The following is a 21,808-nucleotide window of genomic DNA, read 5'->3' as shown; positions in this document are numbered from 1 at the left end:
TTAGTGTCTTTGTGGTTCAAAAATAAATGCGATTAACCACTAAGATACTAAGACACCAAGAAAACTCAAGATTGTGCATAATGAAAAATCCACTTCTTTTCTAATTTTCGGACAGTCTAATGCCTGTATTTAATCTCAAAAATTCATACTAATCTTATTGATAACTGACATACCCTGGATACGCCACTCACTGTCTTGTCGAATCAAATCATACCGAACTCGCAAATTTTCGTTAGAAGAATTTCTAAACTGACCATTTTCATAAAACTGCGTAACTTCCTTGACTGTAGCTTCCACCGTAGCGCGATTAAGATTGAACTCAGTGCTATTTACAGAATCCACTTTCAGACTATGGTTATATTTACGGTAGCGATTGTCTACTACATCTTGCTGGGTAACTAACCGCCATTGAGATAAGGCTGAACCAGTTAAAATCTGCTTCAAACTATCAATTTCATGAGTGGGGCCGAAAGCTGCTGCTTTAGTAGATAGCCAAAGCTGGATAACTTCCTCTGCTTTTGCCTCTGTCAGAGGCCCCTCTAACGATTGCAATTTGCTGGTTTGGTCAGGTATCTGTATTGGTGGTTGATTGAGTTGTATAAACAACTGTGAACCATTTGTAGCTGGTTTAGGGAAAAACAAATTTTTTAGCCATCCAAAAGTTGCTGTGACCAATACCCAAAAAACTAAAATAGCGACTAAAGAAATAAACACCCTCCATACCAGGCGTGTTTTCCCTTCTAGAGTGTTAGCAAAAGTTCGCCGCCGCCGAGGAGAACGACGATGATTATCAGGTATGCGTTCTCGGCTGGTTGCTTGAGTAGAAGGCTTTCGCTTCCTTCGCCTTTGGTTACGGTTAGGTGCAGCAGTTTTAGCCGCACCATTCATGTTCTGGTTAGCACCTCTCCCCATGCGTTCAGCAGTGGGAAAGTGTACCGACGGTACTTCAAATTTTGCGCTTTTGGATGTATTTGATGTCGGTGGCGAGAAGTTTAAATACTCCAAGTTTTCTCTTATCGGCGTTTCTCGCAACTCTCTATCAGGTATTCCACCCTGATGGAATTGCCCTGGAACCCCAGTGGAATTGCTGCGGGAACTTGGCTTATTTATCTGCGGCTGCCCAAACCCAAAAGGCTGGCGGTTAATTACAGCCCATTCATTAGTTGTTTCTGCATCAGTTGGCAGGGCTTCTAGATATGCTTGCACTTGTTGATTGGCAAAGTAATCTTTTAAGGAAGCTTGCTGGTTTGCCAAATCGCGAAAATGCGGAAATACTTCGTGTTGCAACCACTGTTCTCCATACAGACATAGCCCCGGTAGCAAGTCTGGAGACTCTCGTGATTTTTCTCGAATAAAAGCTAAAGCTTCGTACTCTTGACTGAGTTCTAAAACACGGGTAGCTTCTTCAGTCTGCCCTAAAAGTAGCGCACATAGCGATTGTTCTAGATGCACGTCTTGGCGCTTGCCCAAACGCATTAACATTTGCCTTGCTTGACGAATTAAAGCAGGTTGACGTTGGGCAAATCCCCTTGCTATCAAGGCATAGACAGCCAAGTAGGTGGCGACAGCAGAGGGACGTTTGCTTTCTGCTTCAAATAACTTATGCTGTTCTGCGACTGTCAGATAGTTACGTAACTGTTGAATAAACCGCAGAAAATCATCTACGCTTAAACCAGATTCATCATTGCCATTGCCATCAATTCCACCACGATCATCTAAGATATTTTGTAATAATTTCAGACCTTGGCGGCGTTCGGCAGTTTTTTCTTGAGGTAGTGCTAGCAACTCCAGAATTCGATATGGTCGTAATTTGTAAAGGTCTGCCTGAATTTCAGCCTGTACAGTAGGGAATAACCCTTCGCGTATTAATAATTCCTCACCAGTTTCTAGGGAAATGGCAGCATTTTCGTGGTGACCTTGCTGCCATTGCTCGCGACCTAGTTCTAAGCAAGCAAGGGCAACAGTCAGAACAACATCTGGACGTTCAGCACTTTCGTGGGTTTCTTCGCTGACAAGATTATTGCTTTTACTGAGACTTGTTGCACCGTTTTTATTTACTAGGTAAGGGCGACCCAGTTTTAAGACGAGTTCGTATTCTCCTAGTTCTTGTAGAAGCAATAAAGCACCAACCAACTCGTCTTGAGAAATTTCGATGCTGAGACTTTGCGCCTCAAGACCCCTTTTATGGATTTCTGGACGATTTTCTACTGCAATTTTGGTAGCGGCGGCGCTATCAGGATCATAGGCGTGGGAAAGATAAAGCTGATCGTAGCTACTGCGTTCTTTGGGATCTGATAAAACCACGTAAGCTTCTTCTATGAGTTGTTTACGAGAAGAAATTGCTGTTTGAGAATACTCACGTCGCGGCAATTGTACAATGCGATCGCTATATGCCTGTCGCAATTGTTCATCACTTGCCACTAACGGGAGTCCTAAAATTCGGTAGTAATCTAGTGGGATTCGCACAGCCTACTTCCCCTGCACCGTGATCAGCATAATTTACCTAGAGCTTTCCAGGCATGTAAAACCGTGCCATAATAATGCCGTGTAGAATTTACATTACAAGTGTATATTGCAACAACTTGTTTTGCACCTTCCCGAAATTTTGAGTCACATTTTATTATTAATTTTTTGCTTTCGCCTACAGAGCGTCAGCTTTTTGTCTTAATTCTTAGTATTACTGGTTTAACACAACTACTTTTAGCCCTAGATACCACCAAGTACCGTTACCGTTTTGTTAACGGCATAGATGTTGCACTTAATGGAAATCTACGTTATCGATTCTCTTTTCAGCACTGCGGTGCGCGGTAAGTAAAATACCACTGCCGAGTTTTGACCCTGGTTAACAAGACGGGAGAAGAAAATCATATCATGGTTAGATTTTAATTACAATTATCTAGCCAGGTATACTATATTTTTGCGTCTATTCTCTGAAAATTGTTAATGGATATGCAGAAAGCAATTTATCCTGATTGTTAGCTTATAGAGGGGAGTACTAAACAGTGCCGAGTTCTGAATGAAAAGGACAACACTCAGGACTTTACACTTCGAACTCAGAACTAGTGAAATATTCCCTACGATGCTTTTTGGTGCATAAATAAACTTGGTGTTGACTATTGCAAAAGCCAGCTACTGAAAAGACCAAGTGTGATAAGACCAACTTATTTAAGACCGTAACTTTTAAGTTGTACAGCAGGGATACTCAAAAATAATGGTTCAAGAACGCACATTACCAACATTTAATACTGCCACTGCCCAAATTACCAAGGAAGAAGGGTTGCGGTTGTATGAAGACATGGTGTTAGGGCGCTTTTTTGAAGATAAATGCGCTGAAATGTACTACAGAGGCAAAATGTTTGGTTTTGTCCATCTGTACAATGGTCAAGAAGCCGTTTCTACTGGTGTCATCCAGGCAATGCGACCCGGTGAAGATTTCGTGAGTAGCACCTACCGCGACCACGTTCATGCTTTGAGTGCGGGCGTACCAGCAAAAGAAGTAATGGCAGAGTTGTTTGGTAAAGCCACAGGTTGCAGTAGAGGGCGTGGTGGTTCCATGCATATGTTTTCTGCCAAACATCGCTTGTTAGGTGGCTATGCTTTTGTTGCTGAGGGAATTCCTGTAGCAGCTGGAGCAGCTTTTCAAAGCAAATATCGCCGGGAAGTGCTAAAAGATCAAAGCGCTGACCAAGTGACAGCTTGCTTTTTTGGTGATGGTGCTGCTAATAACGGACAATTTTTCGAGACACTGAATATGGCAGCGTTATGGAAGCTGCCAATTCTTTTTGTGGTAGAAAACAATAAGTGGGCAATTGGTATGGCTCACGATCGCGCTACGTCCCAACCAGAGATTTACAAAAAAGCCAGTGTATTCAACATGGTGGGCGTGGAAGTAGATGGAATGGACGTGCTGGCAGTGCGAGCTGTAGCACAAGAAGCTGTAGCCCGCGCTCGTGCAGGTGAAGGCCCAACATTAATCGAAGCACTTACCTACCGCTTCCGGGGTCATTCCCTGGCAGACCCAGATGAAATGCGTAGCAAAGCTGAAAAAGAATTCTGGTTTGCCCGTGACCCCATTAAGAAGTTGGCAGCTTATCTAATTGAGCAAAACTTAGCGGATGAGGCAGAACTCAAAGGCATTGAGCGTAAAATTCAGGATGTGATTGACGAAGCGGTCAAGTTCGCAGAAAGCAGCCCTGAACCAGACCCCAGCGAGTTATATCGCTTCGTGTTTGCAGAAGACGAATAACAGAGTTAGGAGTTAGGAATTAAGAGTTAGGAATTTTTAACTCTTAACTCACAACTCCTAACTCCTAACTATCCCTAGACTCAGGACTAAATTTGTGTTTACCATTGCACTTCAACAGCAACAGTACAAAACTTACATTCTTTCTGACGAAACTGCTAACTCCCAACTGGAAGTTGTCCCAGAACGTGGCGGCATCATTACCCGTTGGCGCGTCCAGGGGCAAGATATTCTCTACTTGGATGCTGAACGCTTTGCTAATCCTGACTTGAGCGTTAGGGGTGGGATTCCAATTTTGTTTCCCATCTGCGGAAATTTACCAGAAAATACTTACACTCATAACGGCAAACAATATACCCTCAAGCAACACGGTTTTGCCCGTGACTTGCCCTGGGTGGTAACTAACCAAGTAACCGAAGAACGGGTTAGCCTCACTCTTGTCCTCAATAGCAGTGAGCAAACACGAGCAGTTTATCCTTTTAATTTTCAACTGGCTTTTACCTACAAACTCCAAGGCAATACCTTAGAAATTCGGCAGCAGTATAAAAATCTTTCATCCACACCAATGCCATTTTCTACTGGTTTCCATCCTTACTTTCTGACAGTTGATAAAACGGGATTAGAATTTGAAATTCCTTCCCAACAGTACCAAGACCAAATAACTAAGGAAATTCATCCTTTTAACGGAACTTTTGACTTGAACCGCGATGAAATTGATTTTGCTTTCGGGCAACTCACCAGTCAATCTACCAGAGTGACAGATAATACTCGTAAGCTAAGATTAACCTTGGATTACGACGATATCTATTCCAAGCTGGTGTTTTGGACATTGAAAGGCAAAGACTTTTACTGTTTAGAACCGTGGAGCGCTCCCCGTAACTCTCTAAACACTGGTGAAAACCTCACTGTGTTAGAACCAGAAGCTAGTTTCTCGACATCTGTCAGGTTCAGAGCAGATTTTTTCTAAACCCCTTTACAAATCTACAGACATCTGTGCTAATATAGCAAAGTTGCGAAATGCAAAAAAAGGGTCGCTAACTCAACGGTAGAGTACTCGGCTTTTAACCGATTAGTTCCGGGTTCGAATCCCGGGCGACCCATTTTTATAGTCTAGAGTAATGAGTCCTGAATCTTGAGTAACAAAACCCAGGAAACTGTTTGTTTAAAGTTAACAATCGGGAGTCACCGTTACCCTATAATCAGCCTTAAAGGGCGTAAAGTTTTTCAACATAAGCACAGTACACTAGTTATAATTTCCTATAAGTTGAAAAAACTCTTAAGATTTAGCGTAATTATTACGCTTCTCTCACACCGACTAGCTGACAACCACATTAGGAGGACTATCTATGGCGCTTGTACCACTGCGGCTGCTGTTGGATCACGCAGCTGAAAACGGTTACGGCATCCCAGCTTTCAACGTTAATAATTTGGAGCAGATTCAGGCGATCCTGAAGGCTGCTGTAGAGACAGATAGCCCCGTAATTTTGCAAGCTTCTCGTGGCGCTCGTAATTATGCAGGAGAAAACTTTCTCCGCCACCTGATTTTGGCAGCAGTAGAAACCTATCCTCACATTCCCATTGTCATGCACCAAGATCATGGTAATGCGCCTTCTACTTGCTACTCAGCAATTAAGAACAACTTCACCAGCGTGATGATGGATGGTTCTTTAGAAGCTGATGCTAAGACCCCTGCTAGCTTCGAGTACAACGTCAATGTAACCCGCGAAGTGGTGAATGTAGCTCATGCTTTGGGTGTCAGCGTTGAAGGCGAACTCGGTTGTTTGGGTTCCCTAGAAACTGGTGCTGGTGAAGCTGAAGATGGTCACGGTTTTGAGGGTACACTCGACCACTCACAACTGCTAACCGACCCCGATGAAGCTGTTGAATTCGTAGAAGCAACCCAAGTAGATGCTTTGGCTGTTGCCATTGGCACAAGCCACGGTGCTTACAAGTTTACCCGCAAGCCGACTGGCGAAATTTTGGCAATCAGCCGCATTGAAGAAATTCACCGCCGTCTGCCTAACACCCACTTGGTAATGCACGGTTCTTCTTCTGTACCTGAAGATTTGCTTGCACTGATTAACCAGTATGGTGGTGCAATTCCTGAAACCTACGGTGTACCTGTAGAAGAAATCCAGAAAGGTATTAAGAGCGGTGTACGTAAAGTAAATATTGACACCGATAACCGTTTGGCAATTACTGCTGCGGTACGTGAAGCTTTGGCTAAAAAACCAGAGGAGTTTGACCCCCGTCACTTCCTCAAGCCTTCCATTGCATATATGCAGAAGGTTTGTGCTGAACGCTATCAGCAATTTGGCACAGCTGGCAACGCTAGCAAGATTAAGCAGATTTCTCTGGAAGATTTTGCTGCTAAGTATGCTAAGGGCGAACTCAACGCTGTTACCAAAGCAACAGCTAAAGTTTAATAAAAGGGACTAGGTATTAGGAACTGGGGACTGGGTAAGATAGTCCCCTAGAAGGAGCGGACTATATTATTACAATCTTCCTAATTCTTAATCCCCCATTTCTTTGATTTATAAATAGAGGCAAAGTACTTATATGCTTCTAGAAAATTAAATTGAAATAAATAAACCGGGAACGTAAATGTTGCCCGGTTTTTTGTTTTATTTACGGGCATTGGGGATTGGGCATTAATTATAAGTTATTCTTCCCCAGTCCCCAGTCCCCAGTCCCCAGTCCCCAGTCCCCAGTCCCCAATCCCTAAAATACCCGATGCTGTAAGGAAGGCATTTGACGGCGGACTTGTTCAAGGCGCGAGGGGTTAATTTCTGCGATCGCAATTCCCGGCTTTTCTCCGGCATCGGCTAAAATTGCACCCCAAGGGTCGATAATCACAGCGTGTCCGTGGGTTTGGCGACGCCCGTAGTTGTTGCCAGTTTGGGCAGGCGCAATCACATAGGTGGTATTTTCAATGGCTCTTGCTTGTAATAGCACTTGCCAGTGGTCTTTACCAGTGAAGGCGGTGAAGGCAGCGGGAACAAATAAAACATCAGCTCCCTTATATGCCAAATGTCGGTACAATTCAGGGAAGCGGACATCATAGCAAATAGAAAGTCCTAGATTACCTAATTTGTCTGAGAAATGCACAGGGGGTAGTTGGTTCCCTGGCTCAACAGTACTAGATTCACGATAGGTGTTGCCGTCGGGAACATTAACATCAAATAGGTGTACTTTGTAGTAACGGGAAAGTTCTTGACCGCTGGGGTCGATGAGTATGGTAGTGTTATAAACCTTGCCCGTGTTGCCTACAGGAACTGGAAAGCTGCCGCCCAAGATGGTAACTTGAAAGCGCTGAGCCATTCTTTTGAGGAATTTTTCACTTTCACGAGCAATGACATCGGCTTGGGCGAGTTTGTCTTTTTCTTCTCCCATAAAGGAAAAGTTTTCTGGCAACCCTACCAATTCAACACCTTGACGTGCGGCAAGCTCTATTAATTCTTCTGCCTGTGCTAGATTTTTTTCTAGATCAGGCACACTTGTTAATTGAATAGCGGCGGCTAAATAAGACTTCATAGATTCAACAACGAACAGTTGATTTATGGGAGATAGATTATCAAAATATATCGCTACTTCAACATCTATGGGGCTTAATACGAAACACGTTAGCTTTGCTTTTCTTTAAGCTGCTTGTTTCTTTGCCCGTTTGAAGAATACAGGAGTCAGGAGTAGAGACGCGATTATACTCTTACGAGAAGCCGCTCTTCGAGGGTCTACGCGTCTGTACAGGAGCCAGAATAGTTGAAAAATTAAAAGAATATTTGATGAATGAATATACCAATGATACTAGACTGTTTATAAATTCTGACCCTTAAGAGCGGGACGCTTCTCTGCGAGAGGCTCCGCCAACGCGTAGCTTGCTTCCCCAAAGGAGTACGACAGGCGGTAGTTGAATCTCGACTTCGCTCGATTTCCGCGCACTTGTGCCGAGCGAAGTCGAGGTAGCCGAAGTAGTCGAAACTAAGGGCATCGCTTTTAACTGCTGTTAGCGGAAGCGGGGCGTTTAGCCCGTGCTGAATCTGATACCTGTACTAATCTTCCTCTAGGTTCTAGTAACTTCAGCAGCATTAAGATTACGTTGTTAACAAACCTTGATAAAAGCTATCTATTGTGGATGTCTCGATTCTCATTCAAACATTTGTTGCTGTGTTTGTCCTTGCAGATGCTGTGGGCAACATACCAGTTGTTTTGGTTTTGACTAAGGGCATGATGCCAGACCAAAGAAATCAAGTTATAGATAAAGCGGTTATTATCGCGATCTTTGTTCTTTTGCTGTTTGCTTTTGCAGGTCAATTAATTTTGACTTATTTAGAAATCAGCATCGGGTCTTTGCGAGTAGCTGGAGGATTGTTGTTGCTGTTAATTGCTTTACAAATGCTACGAGGAGAGTTAGATACGCCGATTATTGAAGAAGGACGCGATGTTGCAATTACGCCGCTAGCTTTGCCCTTACTGGCAGGCCCAGGTACGCTGACAACAGTGATGTTGTTGATGTCGAAATCACAAAGTCCGCATCTTGGGGTGGCGCTGGGTATTGTGGCAGCTATGTTTGTTACTTGGTTGATTTTGCGTTTGGCAAACTTTATCCAAAACTGGATTGGTACAGAAGGTGAAGTGATTATTACTCAGCTTTTAGGTTTTATATTGGCGGCGCTAGCGGTGGAAATTGGGAGTACGGGGATTCGGGAGTTATTTTTGCAGTAAGAAAAGGCTCAAGAAGAGAAGTTATGAGCTAAGTTCATAACTTTTCCTATCGGAGACGCTGTACGAAGTGATGGCAATTGATATTAGATAAAAAATAATTTTGCCAAAACTTAGCTTGAATTTATTCAAATATTTTTGTCCATTATAAATTATCAATAGAATTATTCTTTTTGCCAAGCTGTAATAATTTATAAATCACTTTAAAAAAGAATCCAGAAGTCAGAATTCAGGAGACAGAATCAATAAGTGGGGGATTTAAACCCATCTATTCATTCGCCAGCGATGCACTGAGTTTCGACTGCGCTCAACTACCGCCAGTCGAAGTGTCGCACGAATTATATTCTGTTAACGTAGCGGGGCGCAGCCCATTCTGGCTTCTGACTTCTGAATTCTATTTTGTTAAAATTGAGAAAATTATTATCGTTAAATATAATTAATTTTTGATTATTATTTAGCTATTTTAAGGTAAAGCCTAATAAAAAAACAAATAAGATATGTTTATTAGCATTGTTAATATTAACTATGCAGTTAATTCATGAGCGTTTATAATCCAGGCATAAATATCTCTAAGGGATTTGTCAAAAGTTTATCGTAAACAATTAAAATGTCTAGGCAACGGGGCGATCGCTAGAGTAAAAAGCTCAAGTGTGCCTTTTAAATTTGAGTATCCAGATTAATTGACAAATCAAAGAAGCTGTAAATTTGTAGTTTACCAACATCCTGCTAAAGTAACAATTTCAATCACAAAGCTGTAGAGGAAGATACAACTACCCATTAACTAATTTATGAATAAAATTGATTTAGCTTTTACCCCAGCGTTAGAGTTGGCGGAATTAATCCGCCGCCGGGAAGTGTCGCCGCTAGAGTTAGTGGACATATATTTAGAACGGATTGAGCAGTTGAATCCGCAATTGGGAAGTTATTTTACGGTGATGGCAGATTTAGCGATCGCAGATGCCAAAGCTAAAACAGAAATACTCACAACTACTTCAGAATTACCGCCATTTTTTGGTGTACCGATTTCTATTAAAGACCTTAATCCTGTGGCAGGCGTGCCTTGCACTTATGGAAATCCGATATTACTAAACAATATTCCCGACAATGATGATGGGGTAGTAGCAAAGATTAGACAAGCTGGATTTATTATTCTCGGTAAAACTGCAACCTCGGAAATAGGTTCTCTTCCTTACACTGAACCTACAGGATTTACCCCAGCTAGAAATCCCTGGAATTTGGAATACACTCCTGGCGGTTCTAGTGGTGGCGCAGCATCATCAGTAGCAGCGGGATTATCTGCGATCGCTCAAGGTTCTGATGGTGGCGGTTCGATTCGGGGGCCTGCGGCTTGCTGTGGTTTGGTGGGAATCAAACCATCACGAGGCAGAATCAGTAAAGCACCCGTAGGCGATCGCCTCGCAGGAATTGCTAGCAATGGGCCGATTGCTCGTACAGTTGCTGATGCGGCTGCCCTATTAGATACAATATCAGGCTATGTCACAGGTGATCCTTACTGGTTACCCGATCCAGAAGTACCATTTCTCGCCGCCACACAGGCAAAACTTGGTAGTTTGCGAATTGCCTTTGCCACTAGTGTCCCTCCTTTAGGGGAAGCTGACGCCAACTGTCAGCAAGGTGTCCGGCAAACAGTAGAGTTATTAGAACAACTCGGTCATCAAGTTGAACAAAAATCTCCCGATTTCAGTGGATTAATTGAACCCTTCCAAGTCGTGTGGCAAGCTGGGGTAGCTGCATCGGGAATTCCTGTTGAGGTATTGCAGCCGATGAATCGTTGGCTGTTTGCCCGAACAGGTTCTGTTGCTGAGTATCTCAGGGCAGTTTCGCAAATGCAGATAGTGGCACGGCAAATTGTAGCGTTTTTCGATACTGTAGATGTGTTGGTATTGCCAGTTTATCTGCATTCACCCATCCGAGTTGCGGAATGGGCTGCTTTGAGTTCAGAAGAAGCATTTGAAAATATTATTCGTTGGGTTGCACCTTGTCCGGCAGCTAATGCGACTGGACAACCAGCGATCGCACTTCCTGTAGGTTTTGATAGTAATGGTTTACCCATTAGTGTGCAGTTAGTTGGTAAACCTGCGGCTGAAGCTACCCTAATTAGTCTTGCAGCCCAAATAGAAGCGGCAAAACCTTGGATTCAGCATCGTCCAGTGTTTGCCACATAATACTAGTTATACAATTTTGAAAAAAGAATACGACAGATAGACCATTGTAGAGACGTTGCATTGCAACGTCTCTACTTTTAATTACGAATTACAAATTACGAATTATAGCTGTAGCCATTTTTGTTAGGACAAGTCTATTCTATTGAAACGCAAAGGAGCGCAGAGTTAAGCGCAAAGGGGCGCAAAGCTATTTCAGTCTCTTCGCTACGAATTAATGAAATACTGTACTAAGTTTCCTGTCCAGTGCTATACAAATTACGAATTACGAATTACGAATTACGAATTAATATTATGCAGGCATCCTTGGAACAACTCTCACAAATTATCGTGTTTGCGAGTTTAGAAACAGTAGACAAGATAAATTTGCAACCTCACACCAAGGTGCAACGCTATACCAAAGGAGAAATCATTTTACATGAGGGCGATCGCTTACCAGCAAAACTATATGCTGTTGTCAGTGGCTCAATTCAAGTTACTAAAATAGCAACCACCGGAAAAGAAACAATTCTTCGCGCCCTAGCTGCTGGAGAAATTTTTGCTGCACCAGCTTTATTAGGAAATGGAATTTCTCCGGCAACAGTAACTGCTGAATCTGATTGTGAAATTCTCACTGTAGAGCGAGATGCTTTATTAAAAGCTATTGGGCAGAATCCTGAAATTGCCTTACGGATGTTGATGGTTTTTAACACTCGGATTCAGCTACTTCATGAAACAGTCCACGGATTAGTTTCTGAAAGAGCTATTGTTCGCCTTGCGAGATTAATTCAATATTTCGCTATGGAATCAGGTACTGAATCAAGTCCGGAAGGTGAGTGTTTAAAAGTCAAATTATCTTATTATCGGATAGCGCGGAGTATCGGCATTACTTATGAAGAATGCGTGCGTTTAATTAAAAGCCTCAACTCAGTAATTGCTTACAGTCGAGGTGGGAAAATTATAATTCTTGATGAAAATAAATTAGATGCGATCGCTTCTGGAGAAATCTAGCAGTTCTATTAAACCTAGACAAAAATGATAAGTTTTGCAGCCACCTATTTTAAATGCCCTATTTCCCAGACAAGTCTATTATCTACCTATAAAATCCTTTTACCCAACGGTACATTTCTATCTGGCTGAATTAACGCAACTTCTCCATCATCTAAAACAACACCCAAAACTAAAACTTCTGAGATAAAATCAGCTATTTGACGGGGTGGAAAGTTGGTAACAGCTAATATTAATCTATTGACTAAATTCTCTGGTTGGTAAAGTTTGGTAATTTGAGCGCTAGATTTTTTGATGCCCAAATCACCAAAGTCTATCCACAATTTATAAGCTGGTTTTCTTGCTCTGGGGAATTCTTCTACTTTAATTACTTTGCCAACTCGAATATCGACTTTTTCAAAGTCATCATAGCTAATTTGTAACATCTAATTTTGAATTTGAGCAAAGTAACTATTTACCTGTGAGTTTAACCAGCCCAACACCACCAAAGTAAAGCCCTAGAACTGCCCCTGCTAAGAGACTTTGAGTCAGAGGATCAGTAGAAGGTGTGAGAATAGCTCCTAAAATTACTCCTCCCAGAATCACATAACGCCAACCAGAAAGCATCTGTTTAGAAGAGACAATTCCCAAATTACCAAGTAACAGTTGAATGACGGGAATTTGAAATGCTAAACCAGTACTGAATAACAACAGTAGTACAAATTCAAAATATTTATCAATTGACCACAGTTGTTCTACTACATCTGCTCCATAACTAATGAAAAATTTCAAAGCTGCGGGGATAAGGAGTAAGTAGGCAAATACCAATCCCCCGGCAAATAGCACACTCGAACCCAAAACTATAGGCCCCAGCAAGCGGCGTTCCCGGCGAGTTAGTCCTGGAACGACGAACTGAATAATCTGGTAAAGAATAAAAGGACTAGAAAGTACCAAACCGCTGTAGGCTGCCACTTTAATAGAGACAAAGAAATATTCTCCCGGCGCTAGCTGGAGGAATTTTACTCCTTGCGCTGGGACTTCTAGCAGCTGAACAATCGGTTTGACAGCAGTGAAACAGCCGATAATACCCACTGCTACAGCAATCAACGAATAAAAAATCCGCTGTCGCAACTCCTCTAGGTGATCGAAAAGGGACATTTCGACCTCACCCGGCAACTCGTCGAGAGGATCAGTTTCTAAGTTGCCCAATCCTTCTTGGTCGATATTGGGAGGGTTTACAGTATTTACGTCTTGTGAAGGCGTCATGAGTTACTAGTAGGCAACATTTGTTAACTATTTTATCTGGCGAATGTAGCTACCAAGATATGTTTTTGATTTCTATAGGTTTTTTGTCCTGTTTTTTGAGGATGCATCTGCATAAGTTAGTAGGGAGCAATCTTATAAGCAATGCTTACCTGAAAAAGTCTGGAACGGATAATTTACAAATCACGTCTGTTAAGTAAACAACATTTAGTAAATTAATACAAAATTGTTAACATACAATGCTCAGTTTTTAAAATCCGGTTCATCAAGATGGATCTAAATGTAACGCGATCGGAAATTTTTAGCTGAGGTTTTGTATGAATCGGACAATTTGCATCGGTCTGATTGCATGGCCTGTTTATCTATACAATGTTAAGCTCAGCTTTTTTAGTGCTGACCTACCAATTGTCAAAAACCAACTTCCCGTAGTAAGTGCTTTAATTGCTCACAGCACAAATGCTCAGTCATGCAAGTTACCGTGGGAAATATCAGCTAGAGATGACCAAACCGAAGATTGCCTTCGTGCCGGCATCTGCAAGGATTGATGGGGTAGAGACGCGATTAATCGCGTCTCTACAGGAGTTGGGAACGTCGCGTCTGTACATGAGTTATTAGCAGTTATTTCTCCTATATCTCTTTCACGAAGTACTTTGTATTTTGTATATAGATACTGCTTACCTTGAGCTAGTCTCGCTTTAGGAGAAGCTAATCCGCATCTACCCAGAAGTCAAAATGAGCTTGTCGTATGCGGAGAAAGTTAATGGTTGCAGAAAATCAACGTACAGTTGTAATTACCGGAGCATCAACAGGAATTGGTGAGGCGTGTGCTTTGCTGTTAGATCAGTTGGGATTCTTTGTCTTTGCGGGTGTGCGTAAAGATGCTGATGCTGAAAAACTTATACAGAAAGGATCACAAAGGCTGATTCCTATTTTTTTAGATGTTACTGACGCTGAGGCGATCGCAGCGGCTGTTGAGACGGTAACAAATACAGTCGGTAACGCTGGGATCTCAGGTTTGGTAAATAACGCCGGGGTTGCCGTCCCAGGGCCGTTAGAGTTGTTACCCATCGCCGAATTTGAACGACAGATGCAGATCAATGTCACTGGGCAATTAGCAGTGACACAGGCATTTCTTGGGCTATTACGCCAAGGTCGGGGTCGAATTGTCAATATGGGTTCCATTAGTGGTAGAAGTGCTGCGCCGTTCTTGGGAGCCTACAATGCTTCAAAATATGCTCTGGAGGCACTTACCGATGTAATGCGGATGGAGTTACGACCTTGGGGAATCTCCGTTTCAATTATCGAACCTGGGGCGATCGCTACCCCAATCTGGGAAAAGTCTTTTGCTCAAGCGGACATGGCACGAGAAAATCTTTCCCCATCAGCGCAACATCTCTATGGTGAGGCAATGAATGCTGTACGTAAAAGTACTGGAATCATTGCATCTAAGGGAATTCCTGCGGAGATTGTAGCCCAGGCTGTGGTTCATGCCCTAACTGCAAAACATCCAAAGACGCGCTATCTGATTGGACAAGATGCCAAACTTGCAGCAATGCTTAAGCGCCTGTTGCCTGACAAATTGTATGACCGGATAATTTCATATTCGATGGGTTTGTAGATAGCAAAGGGCATTGGGTAGGGGACATGGGGGCAGAGGAGAGAATAAATAGTGCCTCCTGACTCTTATTAAAAACCACCCGTACTAAGCCTTTCTCTGTATATCTTAATTACGAATTACGTTAGCGTAGCGGGGCGTAGCCCATTACGAATTACGAATTAGTTAGGAATGCATTTTTGCATACAAAATGTAAATTTGAAAAATTATTCATAATATTGTTAGCTTAGTTAGTAATTTGAATAAGTTGGACTGAAATTAAAGTAGAAATTCTTAGACAATAATTTATTCAACAGATTTCATCTTCCCTACTCCTAAGTGAATTCGATTAGTTATGCTCCTAGATTTAGAAAGATTCTATCAGGCTTGCAATCCGAGCAGACCTCTAATGATAGGAAATCTGCGCGATCGCCGATACTATATCGATTTTGCTGCGGTGCGGGGTGGCAAAATTATTGAGGCTTTGCAGCGCACAATCACTCGGATATCGCCAGATGCGCCTACCTGTCAATTATTTACAGGACATCTTGGTTGTGGAAAATCAACGGAGTTGTTGCGGCTCAAAGCTGAGTTAGAAGAACAGAAATTTCATGTAGTTTACTTTGAGTCCACCCATATCCTCGAAATGGCAGATGTGGATGTGACTGATATTTTATTGGCGATCGCAGGTCAGGTAAGTGAAAGCCTAGAAGCGATGAAAATTCGCCTCAAACCCCGCTACTTCACGAAGTTGTTTAGTGAAATTATCGATTTTCTACAAACGCCAATTGACCTTGGAGTAGAAGCAGAATTGTCTGTTGGAATCGCCAAAATTACAGCTAAGACTAAAGAAAGTCCCCAGTTGCGGCGGCGATTAAGAGACTACTTAGAACCGCGAACAGCGAATATTTTACAGTCAATTAATCAAGAACTGCTTGAGCGTGCTAACACCGAACTTAAAAGTAGAGCCAAACAAGGACTAGTGGTAATTGTTGATAACCTAGATCGGGTTGCGATTCGCCCTTTACCATCTGGGCGATCGCTGCCAGAATACTTATTTATTGAAAGGGGCGAACAGTTACGCAAACTCAATTGTCATGTTGTCTACACTATTCCCCTAGCTTTGACTTTCTCCAACAATAGCGCCGAACTGCAACATCGCTTGGGTGGTGGTGTCGCGCCGAAAGTGTTGCCAATGATACCTGTGCGTCTGCGTTCCGGGGATATTTTCATCCAGGGGTTAGCGATGATGCGACAAATGGTGTTAGCGAGAGCCTTCCCAGACGTTTTAAGTAGCGATCGCTTAAACTTGATTACAGAAGTATTTGATAGTTTAGAAACTTTAGATCGGTTGTGCTTGATTAGTGGTGGTCATGTGCGCGATTTACTGGGGTTGCTGTTTGACTGTTTGCGAGAACAAGATCCACCCTTTGACCGGGATTGTATGGAGTTGGTGATTCAAAGACAACGGGATTACCGCGCTAACGCCATTGACCCTCATGAGTGGGAATTAATTTTTCAGGTGATGCAACAGCAAAGAGTCGGCGGTGATATCGAATACCATACTTTATTACGAAGTTTATTTGTATTTGAATACCGCGATCATCGAGGAGCTTGGTATGCTGTCAACCCGGTGTTAGCAGAGACGCAAAAATTTAAATCATGGTTGAACGAGACCAACAAGCAGATGTAATAGCAGCTAACGAACGGGCTTTGCGAAGTTTAGGAAGAGCGATCGCTCTTTCTAGCGGCCAGTTTTCCGTAGTTTTGGTGTGCTGTAATTATAGAGTTTTACAAGAGCGAATCTTGCAACAACTTGAAGAACTTTCTTCAGGAGAGTTGCAGATTCAAAAGATAGTCCTGTCTCACAATATCAGAAGTCTTTACACAACTATCCATTTCCAGTTTGCAGAGCAGCAGCCATCGGCACTGATGATTTCGGGTATTGAATCAGTTGATGGCATTGATGATTTATTGAGGTCAATCAATCACATTCGTGATGAATTTCCGAAACGCCACTCATTTCCCATGATTTTTTGGGTGAATGATGAGTTGTTGCAAAAAGTGGTACGTTTAGCACCAGATTTTGCTAGTTGGGCGGCGACACCGATTCGGTTTGAAATGACTACTCCAGAGTTGCAGCAATTTCTGCAACAGGAAACTGATTCTTTGTTTGCTACGGTGTTGCAAACTGATGCTACACCACATAATGAATCTAAATTTGTTGAACATTATTCAACTCTAGAGCAAGTCTGGAAACATAGTTGTGAACTCCACTTTGCTATCAGAGAATTGCAAAATCGTGGCGTTAGCTTAGAGCCAGAATTACACGCTAGCTTGGAATTTATTTTTGGTTTAGATAATTATGTTAATGACCGAATTAATCTAGCGTTAACCCATTTTCAGCAAAGCTTGCAGTTTTGGCAGCAAGGGGAAGAGGGGGAGAGGGGGAGAGGGGGGGAGTGGGAGAGGGGGGGAGTTTTTGAGTGGGATAATTCTTCTTTATCCCCCTATCCCTCTTGCCCACCCTCTGCTTTTCTTCTGAGGCAGGGAATTTTGCTATTCTATATTGGGCTATGTTATCACCGTTTAGCAGAGCAGAATCAAACAGAAAATCGTCAGCATTGGTCTCTAGCTAAATCTTATTTTCAACAATGTTTCAATGTTTTACAAGAGGCTCGGCGGTTAGATATAGTTGCTAAGTTTATTGGTCAACTCGCTGAAGTTGTGCAACACCTCGAAGAGTGGGAAGAATTGCGAATTGTTGCTCAAAACTCTTTGGAATTGCATCAAACTTATGGCAGTCAAATTCAACTTGCTTGTGATTATGGTTATCTCGCTCAAGTTGCTGTGCAGCAGTCCAGATGGGGACAGGCGAGTATTTTAGCACACATATCACTGTTGAAATTAGCTGAGGCACAAAAGCATAATGAGCCGTATAACTGTTTATTTCCGTTATTATTGGGGCAAATTTATTATTTAGTTTTAGCGAAAGCTCAGCGAAAGTTAGGTCAGCCAGAAATAGCCCGTGAATATTTAGAAAAAGCTGCAAAAGAACTGCCATCAGCTTTAGAAAATAGCGCACCTCAATATGATGCATATCGTTATATTCGACTATTGCGAAAATTGCGATCGCTCTATTTTGAAGAAGGTCGTTATCTAGAAGCCTATTATATTAGACAAAAACGGCGTTCTGTTGAGCAGCAATATGGTTTTCGGGCTTTCATTGGTGCAGGGCGCTTACAACCCCAAAGACACGCTACAAATCCAGCATTGATCTCTGCTGCTGGAAGTAACAGCGTTGCTTTAGAAATTGCTGCTTCTGGCCGGGAACGAGATATTAACAACTTAATTGGCAGAATTAGCCGCGCTGACCAAAAGCTGACCGTGATTCATGGTCAGTCAGGTGTAGGGAAGAGTTCTACTGTCACGGCGGGTTTAGTTCCAGCCTTGCAAAATCGCGCTATAGGTGATCAAATTGCTGTGCCTGTGGTGCTGCTATTTTATACAGATTGGGTGCAGGCTTTAGGAAAATCTTTAAGTGAGGCAATGTCTCAAATTAAAGGTGAAACAGCTATTGCAGCGGAAGATTTGCCTAATTCTGATACAGTGATGACTATCGCGGAGATTTTACAACAATTACGGGAAAATGCTGATGCTCATTTGATTACAGTATTGATTTTTGATCAGTTTGAAGAGTTTTTCTTTGGTTATAGCGATCGCAAACAAAAACAAGAATTTGATAAATTTATTAGTGACTGCCTTAAAATATCGTTTGTGAAAGTTGTTCTCTCATTACGAGAAGATTATTTACATCGGTTATTAGAGTTTAAAAATCTTTCGGCATTAGAGGCAATTAATAATAATATTCTGGACAAAAATATTCGTTATCAACTAAATAATTTTTCACCAGAATATGCTAAGGCAATTATCCAAAATTTAACAGAGCGATCGCACTTGCATTTAGAACCAACTTTAATTGATGCTTTAGTTGAAGATTTATCAGCAGAACTAGGAGAAGTCCGCCCAATTGAATTGCAAGTTGTGGGAGCGCAACTACAAGATGAGCGAATTACCAAATTAGAAGAATATCAACGATATCGACCGAATAAACTTATTGAGCGATATATTAAAGAACTCATCAGAGACTGTGGCCCAGAAAATGAACGAGCAGCTTTACTCGTCTTATATCTATTAACAGATGAAAGCAATCAACGACCTTTTAAAACTCGTGCTGAGTTAACAGCACAATTAGCAGAATTAGAAGATGCTGCCAAATTAGAATTAGTATTAGATATTTTAGTCCGCTCCGGGTTAGTGATTTTGTTTCCCGATGTTCCTGAACGCTATCAACTGATTCATGATTATTTAGTAGACTTAATTCGCTACTTGCAACAACAAGAATCGAGTTTACAGGCACAACTTAACCAGCTACGCTACAAAGTAGAACAAAGTCAATTTGAAATTGAGCGACTTAAGAGCGAACTAACACAAAAAAAGCAGCAAGGTAAACTTGTAGAGACTCATCCTCAACAGGGATTAGACTTATTAACAGAATTAAGAGAACTCCGTAAGCGCGAAGAACTGAGTCAGTTAGAAATTGAGCAATTACGAGCAGAACTCAAAGAGAAAGAGTTAACAACTCAATTAGTAGAAAGCCAGAAAAAACAAAGGCTTAGTGAAACTCGATTAAATCGTTCTTTAAAAATCGCTCTGACAGCTTCTATTTTGGCAATATTGGGGTTAAGTGTTTCTATAGTTACAGCGGTAGATAGCGAAATTAAAACCCTGAGTGCATCCAGCGAAGCCCTCTTTGCCTCACAGAAAGGTATCGATGCTTTAAAGGAAGCTTTAAGAGGTGGTAGAAAACTACAACAAACAGTCTGGGTAGATTCTAATACAAGAGAACAGGTAAAGACGGCGTTATACCAAGCAGCTTACGCGGTAAGAGAGTATAACCGCTTGGACGGGCATTTGTCAGGAGTGAATAGTGTGACATTCAGCAGCGATCGCTCTTTGATTGCTTCAGCCAGTGCTGATAGTACAATTAAGCTGTGGCGGCTTGATGGTACTTTAGTCAAAACCTTATCAAGTCATACAGATGTCGTTAACAGCGTCAGTTTCAGCCCTGATGCTCAAATTATTGCTTCCGCTAGCCAAGATAAAACGGTGAAACTGTGGAGTCGTGAGGGCGAATTACTCGCCACCTTACCCGGACATCAGGCTGTCGTGAACAGTGTAGCTTGGTCGCCTGATGGTCAAATCATTGCTTCTGCAAGTACCGACAAGACAGTCAAGCTTTGGAATCGCGAAGGAAAATTGCTCAAAACCTTAGCTGGTCATAGTAATGCAGTTTTGGGTGTAACTTGGTCGCCTGATGGTCAAACCATTGCATCAGCAAGTACTGACCAAACTGTGAAATTGTGGAATCGAGAAGGAAAATTACTCAAAACTTTGCAGGGGCATAATGATGCGGTGAAAAGTGTAGCTTGGTCGCCTGATGGTCAAATCATTGCTTCCGCAAGCTTGGATAAAACAATCAAGCTGTGGAGTCGGGAAGGTCAATTACTCAAAACCTTAGCAGGGCACAGTGCTGGAGTTACCAGCGTTAGTTTCAGCCCAGATGGAAATACCATCGCCTCAGCCAGTACCGACGCAACGCTCAAACTCTGGAGTCCTGCGGGTGTGCTGCTAGGAACCTTAAGGGGACATAATAATTGGGTGAATAGCGTGACATTCAGCGCTGACAGTCGCACCCTGGCTTCTGCAAGTCGCGACAAAACCATTAAACTGTGGCATTGGGACGATGTATTGCTGCGAAATCCCACGGCTGATAATGATGATTGGGTGACTAGCATCAGCTTTAGCCCTAGCGATCGCATCATAGCAGCAGCGAGTCGTGACAAAACTGTAAAACTGTGGACTCGCGACGGTAAACTGCTCAATATCCTTAAAGGGCATCAGGGTGAAGTTTGGGGCGTTAGTTTCAGCCCAAATGGTGAGGTAATTGCTTCAGCGAGTAAAGACAAAACAGTTAAACTTTGGAGTCGCGATGGTCAATTGCTTAACACCTTCAAAGGACATAATGATGCAGTTTTGAGCGTAGCTTGGTCACCTGATGGTCAGCAAATTGCCTCAGCGAGTAAAGATAAAACAGTCAAGCTTTGGAGTCGCGATGGTAAATTGCTCAACACCTTTAAAGGTCATAATGGTGCAGTGAATTGGGTGAGTTTTAGTCCAGATGGTAAGCTGTTAGCCTCAGCCAGTGATGACAAAACTGTGAAACTTTGGAACCGCGATGGTAAACTGCTGTACACCTTAGATGGACATAGCCGTCGCGTAAATGGTGTAGCATGGTCGCCTGATAGTCAAACTATTGCCTCAGTTAGTATTGATAGCACCGTCAAACTTTGGAGTAGAGACGGTAGCCTAGTAAACAATCTGGCAGGGGATGGCGATAGTTTCGTCAGTGTGAGTTTTAGCCCCGATGGTAAAACTTTGGTAGCTAGCAGCGATGATAAAGTCAAGCTTTGGAACCGCGAAGGGACGTTAATAATTGCTTTGAAAGGTGATAAAGGCGAGTTAACCAGCGTTAGTTTCAGTCCTGATGGCAAGACTCTTGCAGCAGGTAGTGGTGACGGTGCAGTGATTTTCCGAGATTTAGCAGATATTAAACTGGAAAAACTACTTTCACGCGGTTGCAATTTACTACAGGATTATTTAAAGACAAATCCGAAAGTGACAAAAAGCGATCGCTCCTTGTGTTCTACTAAGTGAAGAGATATAGATTCAATATTTGAAGTGTGAAATACTACTGTTAAGTTATACCAATTGGAAAAA

The 21,808-nt window shown here is 42.3% G+C and carries 16 protein-coding genes and 1 tRNA gene; 12 read left to right on the top strand and 5 right to left on the bottom strand.

Annotated features, from left to right (window positions below; translation table 11 throughout):
• Positions 1-135 precede the first annotated feature (135 nt).
• A complete protein-coding gene (locus tag WKK05_RS21070) occupies positions 136-2,466 on the bottom strand; it encodes an IMS domain-containing protein (protein WP_341525041.1) in 2,331 nt (776 codons plus the stop codon).
• 165 nt (positions 2,467-2,631) lie between these two features.
• Between WKK05_RS21070 and WKK05_RS21065 the strand changes: the two genes are divergently transcribed.
• From WKK05_RS21065 to fba, 5 genes are all read left to right on the top strand, one after another.
• Entirely contained in the window at positions 2,632-2,811 is a 180-nt protein-coding gene (locus WKK05_RS21065) for a hypothetical protein (protein ID WP_341525040.1), read from the top strand.
• A gap of 400 nt (positions 2,812-3,211) precedes the next feature.
• Positions 3,212-4,246: a pyruvate dehydrogenase (acetyl-transferring) E1 component subunit alpha gene (gene pdhA, locus WKK05_RS21060; RefSeq protein ID WP_341525039.1), complete on the top strand. Its 1,035-nt coding sequence runs from the start codon at positions 3,212-3,214 to the stop codon at positions 4,244-4,246.
• Positions 4,247-4,340: 94 nt separating this feature from the next.
• Entirely contained in the window at positions 4,341-5,210 is an 870-nt protein-coding gene (locus WKK05_RS21055; RefSeq protein WP_341525038.1) for an aldose epimerase, read from the top strand.
• Between the two features lie 61 nt (positions 5,211-5,271).
• Positions 5,272-5,343 (top strand) — tRNA-Lys (locus WKK05_RS21050).
• 246 nt (positions 5,344-5,589) lie between these two features.
• Entirely contained in the window at positions 5,590-6,669 is a 1,080-nt protein-coding gene (gene fba, locus WKK05_RS21045) for a class II fructose-bisphosphate aldolase (protein WP_341525037.1), read from the top strand.
• A 295-nt stretch (positions 6,670-6,964) separates the two neighbouring features.
• Here fba and WKK05_RS21040 read toward each other — a convergent pair whose 3' ends face one another.
• Both WKK05_RS21040 and WKK05_RS21035 read right to left on the bottom strand, forming a co-directional pair.
• Entirely contained in the window at positions 6,965-7,777 is an 813-nt protein-coding gene (locus WKK05_RS21040; RefSeq protein ID WP_341525036.1) for a carbon-nitrogen hydrolase family protein, read from the bottom strand.
• A 295-nt stretch (positions 7,778-8,072) separates the two neighbouring features.
• Positions 8,073-8,231: a hypothetical protein gene (locus WKK05_RS21035; protein ID WP_341525035.1), complete on the bottom strand. Its 159-nt coding sequence runs from the start codon at positions 8,229-8,231 to the stop codon at positions 8,073-8,075.
• A 140-nt stretch (positions 8,232-8,371) separates the two neighbouring features.
• On the opposite strand from WKK05_RS21035, the gene WKK05_RS21030 reads away from it, so the two are divergent.
• The 3 genes from WKK05_RS21030 (at position 8,372) to WKK05_RS21020 (ending at position 12,135) form a co-directional block, all read left to right on the top strand.
• Positions 8,372-8,965, top strand: a complete 594-nt coding sequence (locus tag WKK05_RS21030; protein WP_341525034.1) for a MarC family protein — start codon at positions 8,372-8,374, stop codon at positions 8,963-8,965.
• 785 nt (positions 8,966-9,750) lie between these two features.
• The gene (locus WKK05_RS21025) at positions 9,751-11,148 is read left to right on the top strand and encodes an amidase (RefSeq protein ID WP_341525033.1); all 1,398 of its coding nucleotides are present in this window, start codon (positions 9,751-9,753) and stop codon (positions 11,146-11,148) included.
• A 291-nt stretch (positions 11,149-11,439) separates the two neighbouring features.
• A complete protein-coding gene (locus tag WKK05_RS21020; protein ID WP_341525032.1) occupies positions 11,440-12,135 on the top strand; it encodes a Crp/Fnr family transcriptional regulator in 696 nt (231 codons plus the stop codon).
• Positions 12,136-12,221: 86 nt separating this feature from the next.
• Here WKK05_RS21020 and WKK05_RS21015 read toward each other — a convergent pair whose 3' ends face one another.
• Together WKK05_RS21015 and tatC are read right to left on the bottom strand one after the other, a co-directional pair.
• Entirely contained in the window at positions 12,222-12,557 is a 336-nt protein-coding gene (locus tag WKK05_RS21015; protein WP_341525031.1) for a tRNA-binding protein, read from the bottom strand.
• Between the two features lie 25 nt (positions 12,558-12,582).
• Complete coding sequence (tatC, locus tag WKK05_RS21010; RefSeq protein ID WP_341525030.1) at positions 12,583-13,377, bottom strand: twin-arginine translocase subunit TatC; 795 nt, start codon at positions 13,375-13,377, stop codon at positions 12,583-12,585.
• A gap of 314 nt (positions 13,378-13,691) precedes the next feature.
• On the opposite strand from tatC, the gene WKK05_RS21005 reads away from it, so the two are divergent.
• From WKK05_RS21005 to WKK05_RS20990, 4 genes are all read left to right on the top strand, one after another.
• A complete protein-coding gene (locus WKK05_RS21005) occupies positions 13,692-13,919 on the top strand; it encodes a hypothetical protein (RefSeq protein WP_341525029.1) in 228 nt (75 codons plus the stop codon).
• A gap of 215 nt (positions 13,920-14,134) precedes the next feature.
• Positions 14,135-14,992 (top strand): SDR family NAD(P)-dependent oxidoreductase, encoded by an 858-nt coding sequence (locus tag WKK05_RS21000; protein ID WP_341525028.1) that lies wholly within the window; start codon positions 14,135-14,137, stop codon positions 14,990-14,992.
• Between the two features lie 331 nt (positions 14,993-15,323).
• A complete protein-coding gene (locus tag WKK05_RS20995) occupies positions 15,324-16,661 on the top strand; it encodes a P-loop NTPase fold protein (protein ID WP_341525027.1) in 1,338 nt (445 codons plus the stop codon).
• Positions 16,631-21,745, top strand: coding sequence for a hypothetical protein (locus WKK05_RS20990; protein WP_341525026.1), 5,115 nt, complete (start codon positions 16,631-16,633; stop codon positions 21,743-21,745). The genes WKK05_RS20995 and WKK05_RS20990 overlap by 31 nt, the downstream gene beginning before the upstream one ends.
• The last annotated feature ends 63 nt before the right edge of the window (positions 21,746-21,808 follow it).

Source organism: Nostoc sp. UHCC 0302 (assembly GCF_038096175.1).
In the GTDB taxonomy this organism is placed as follows: domain Bacteria; phylum Cyanobacteriota; class Cyanobacteriia; order Cyanobacteriales; family Nostocaceae; genus UHCC-0302.
Note: the sequence above shows the minus strand (reverse complement) of the source record. Positions and strands in the feature narration are given on the sequence as shown.

What these genes read in the sequence shown, in the direction of transcription:
- tatC (WP_341525030.1), bottom strand. Translation starts at nt 13,377, where the DNA reads ATGACGCCTTCACAAGACGTAAATACTGTAAACCCTCCCAATATCGAC.
- WKK05_RS21000 (WP_341525028.1), top strand. Translation starts at nt 14,135, where the DNA reads ATGGTTGCAGAAAATCAACGTACAGTTGTAATTACCGGAGCATCAACA.
- WKK05_RS21035 (WP_341525035.1), bottom strand. Translation starts at nt 8,231, where the DNA reads ATGCCCTTAGTTTCGACTACTTCGGCTACCTCGACTTCGCTCGGCACA.
- WKK05_RS21025 (WP_341525033.1), top strand. Translation starts at nt 9,751, where the DNA reads ATGAATAAAATTGATTTAGCTTTTACCCCAGCGTTAGAGTTGGCGGAA.
- fba (WP_341525037.1), top strand. Translation starts at nt 5,590, where the DNA reads ATGGCGCTTGTACCACTGCGGCTGCTGTTGGATCACGCAGCTGAAAAC.
- WKK05_RS21015 (WP_341525031.1), bottom strand. Translation starts at nt 12,557, where the DNA reads ATGTTACAAATTAGCTATGATGACTTTGAAAAAGTCGATATTCGAGTT.
- WKK05_RS21020 (WP_341525032.1), top strand. Translation starts at nt 11,440, where the DNA reads ATGCAGGCATCCTTGGAACAACTCTCACAAATTATCGTGTTTGCGAGT.
- WKK05_RS21005 (WP_341525029.1), top strand. Translation starts at nt 13,692, where the DNA reads ATGAATCGGACAATTTGCATCGGTCTGATTGCATGGCCTGTTTATCTA.
- pdhA (WP_341525039.1), top strand. Translation starts at nt 3,212, where the DNA reads ATGGTTCAAGAACGCACATTACCAACATTTAATACTGCCACTGCCCAA.
- WKK05_RS20995 (WP_341525027.1), top strand. Translation starts at nt 15,324, where the DNA reads ATGCTCCTAGATTTAGAAAGATTCTATCAGGCTTGCAATCCGAGCAGA.
- WKK05_RS21040 (WP_341525036.1), bottom strand. Translation starts at nt 7,777, where the DNA reads ATGAAGTCTTATTTAGCCGCCGCTATTCAATTAACAAGTGTGCCTGAT.
- WKK05_RS20990 (WP_341525026.1), top strand. Translation starts at nt 16,631, where the DNA reads ATGGTTGAACGAGACCAACAAGCAGATGTAATAGCAGCTAACGAACGG.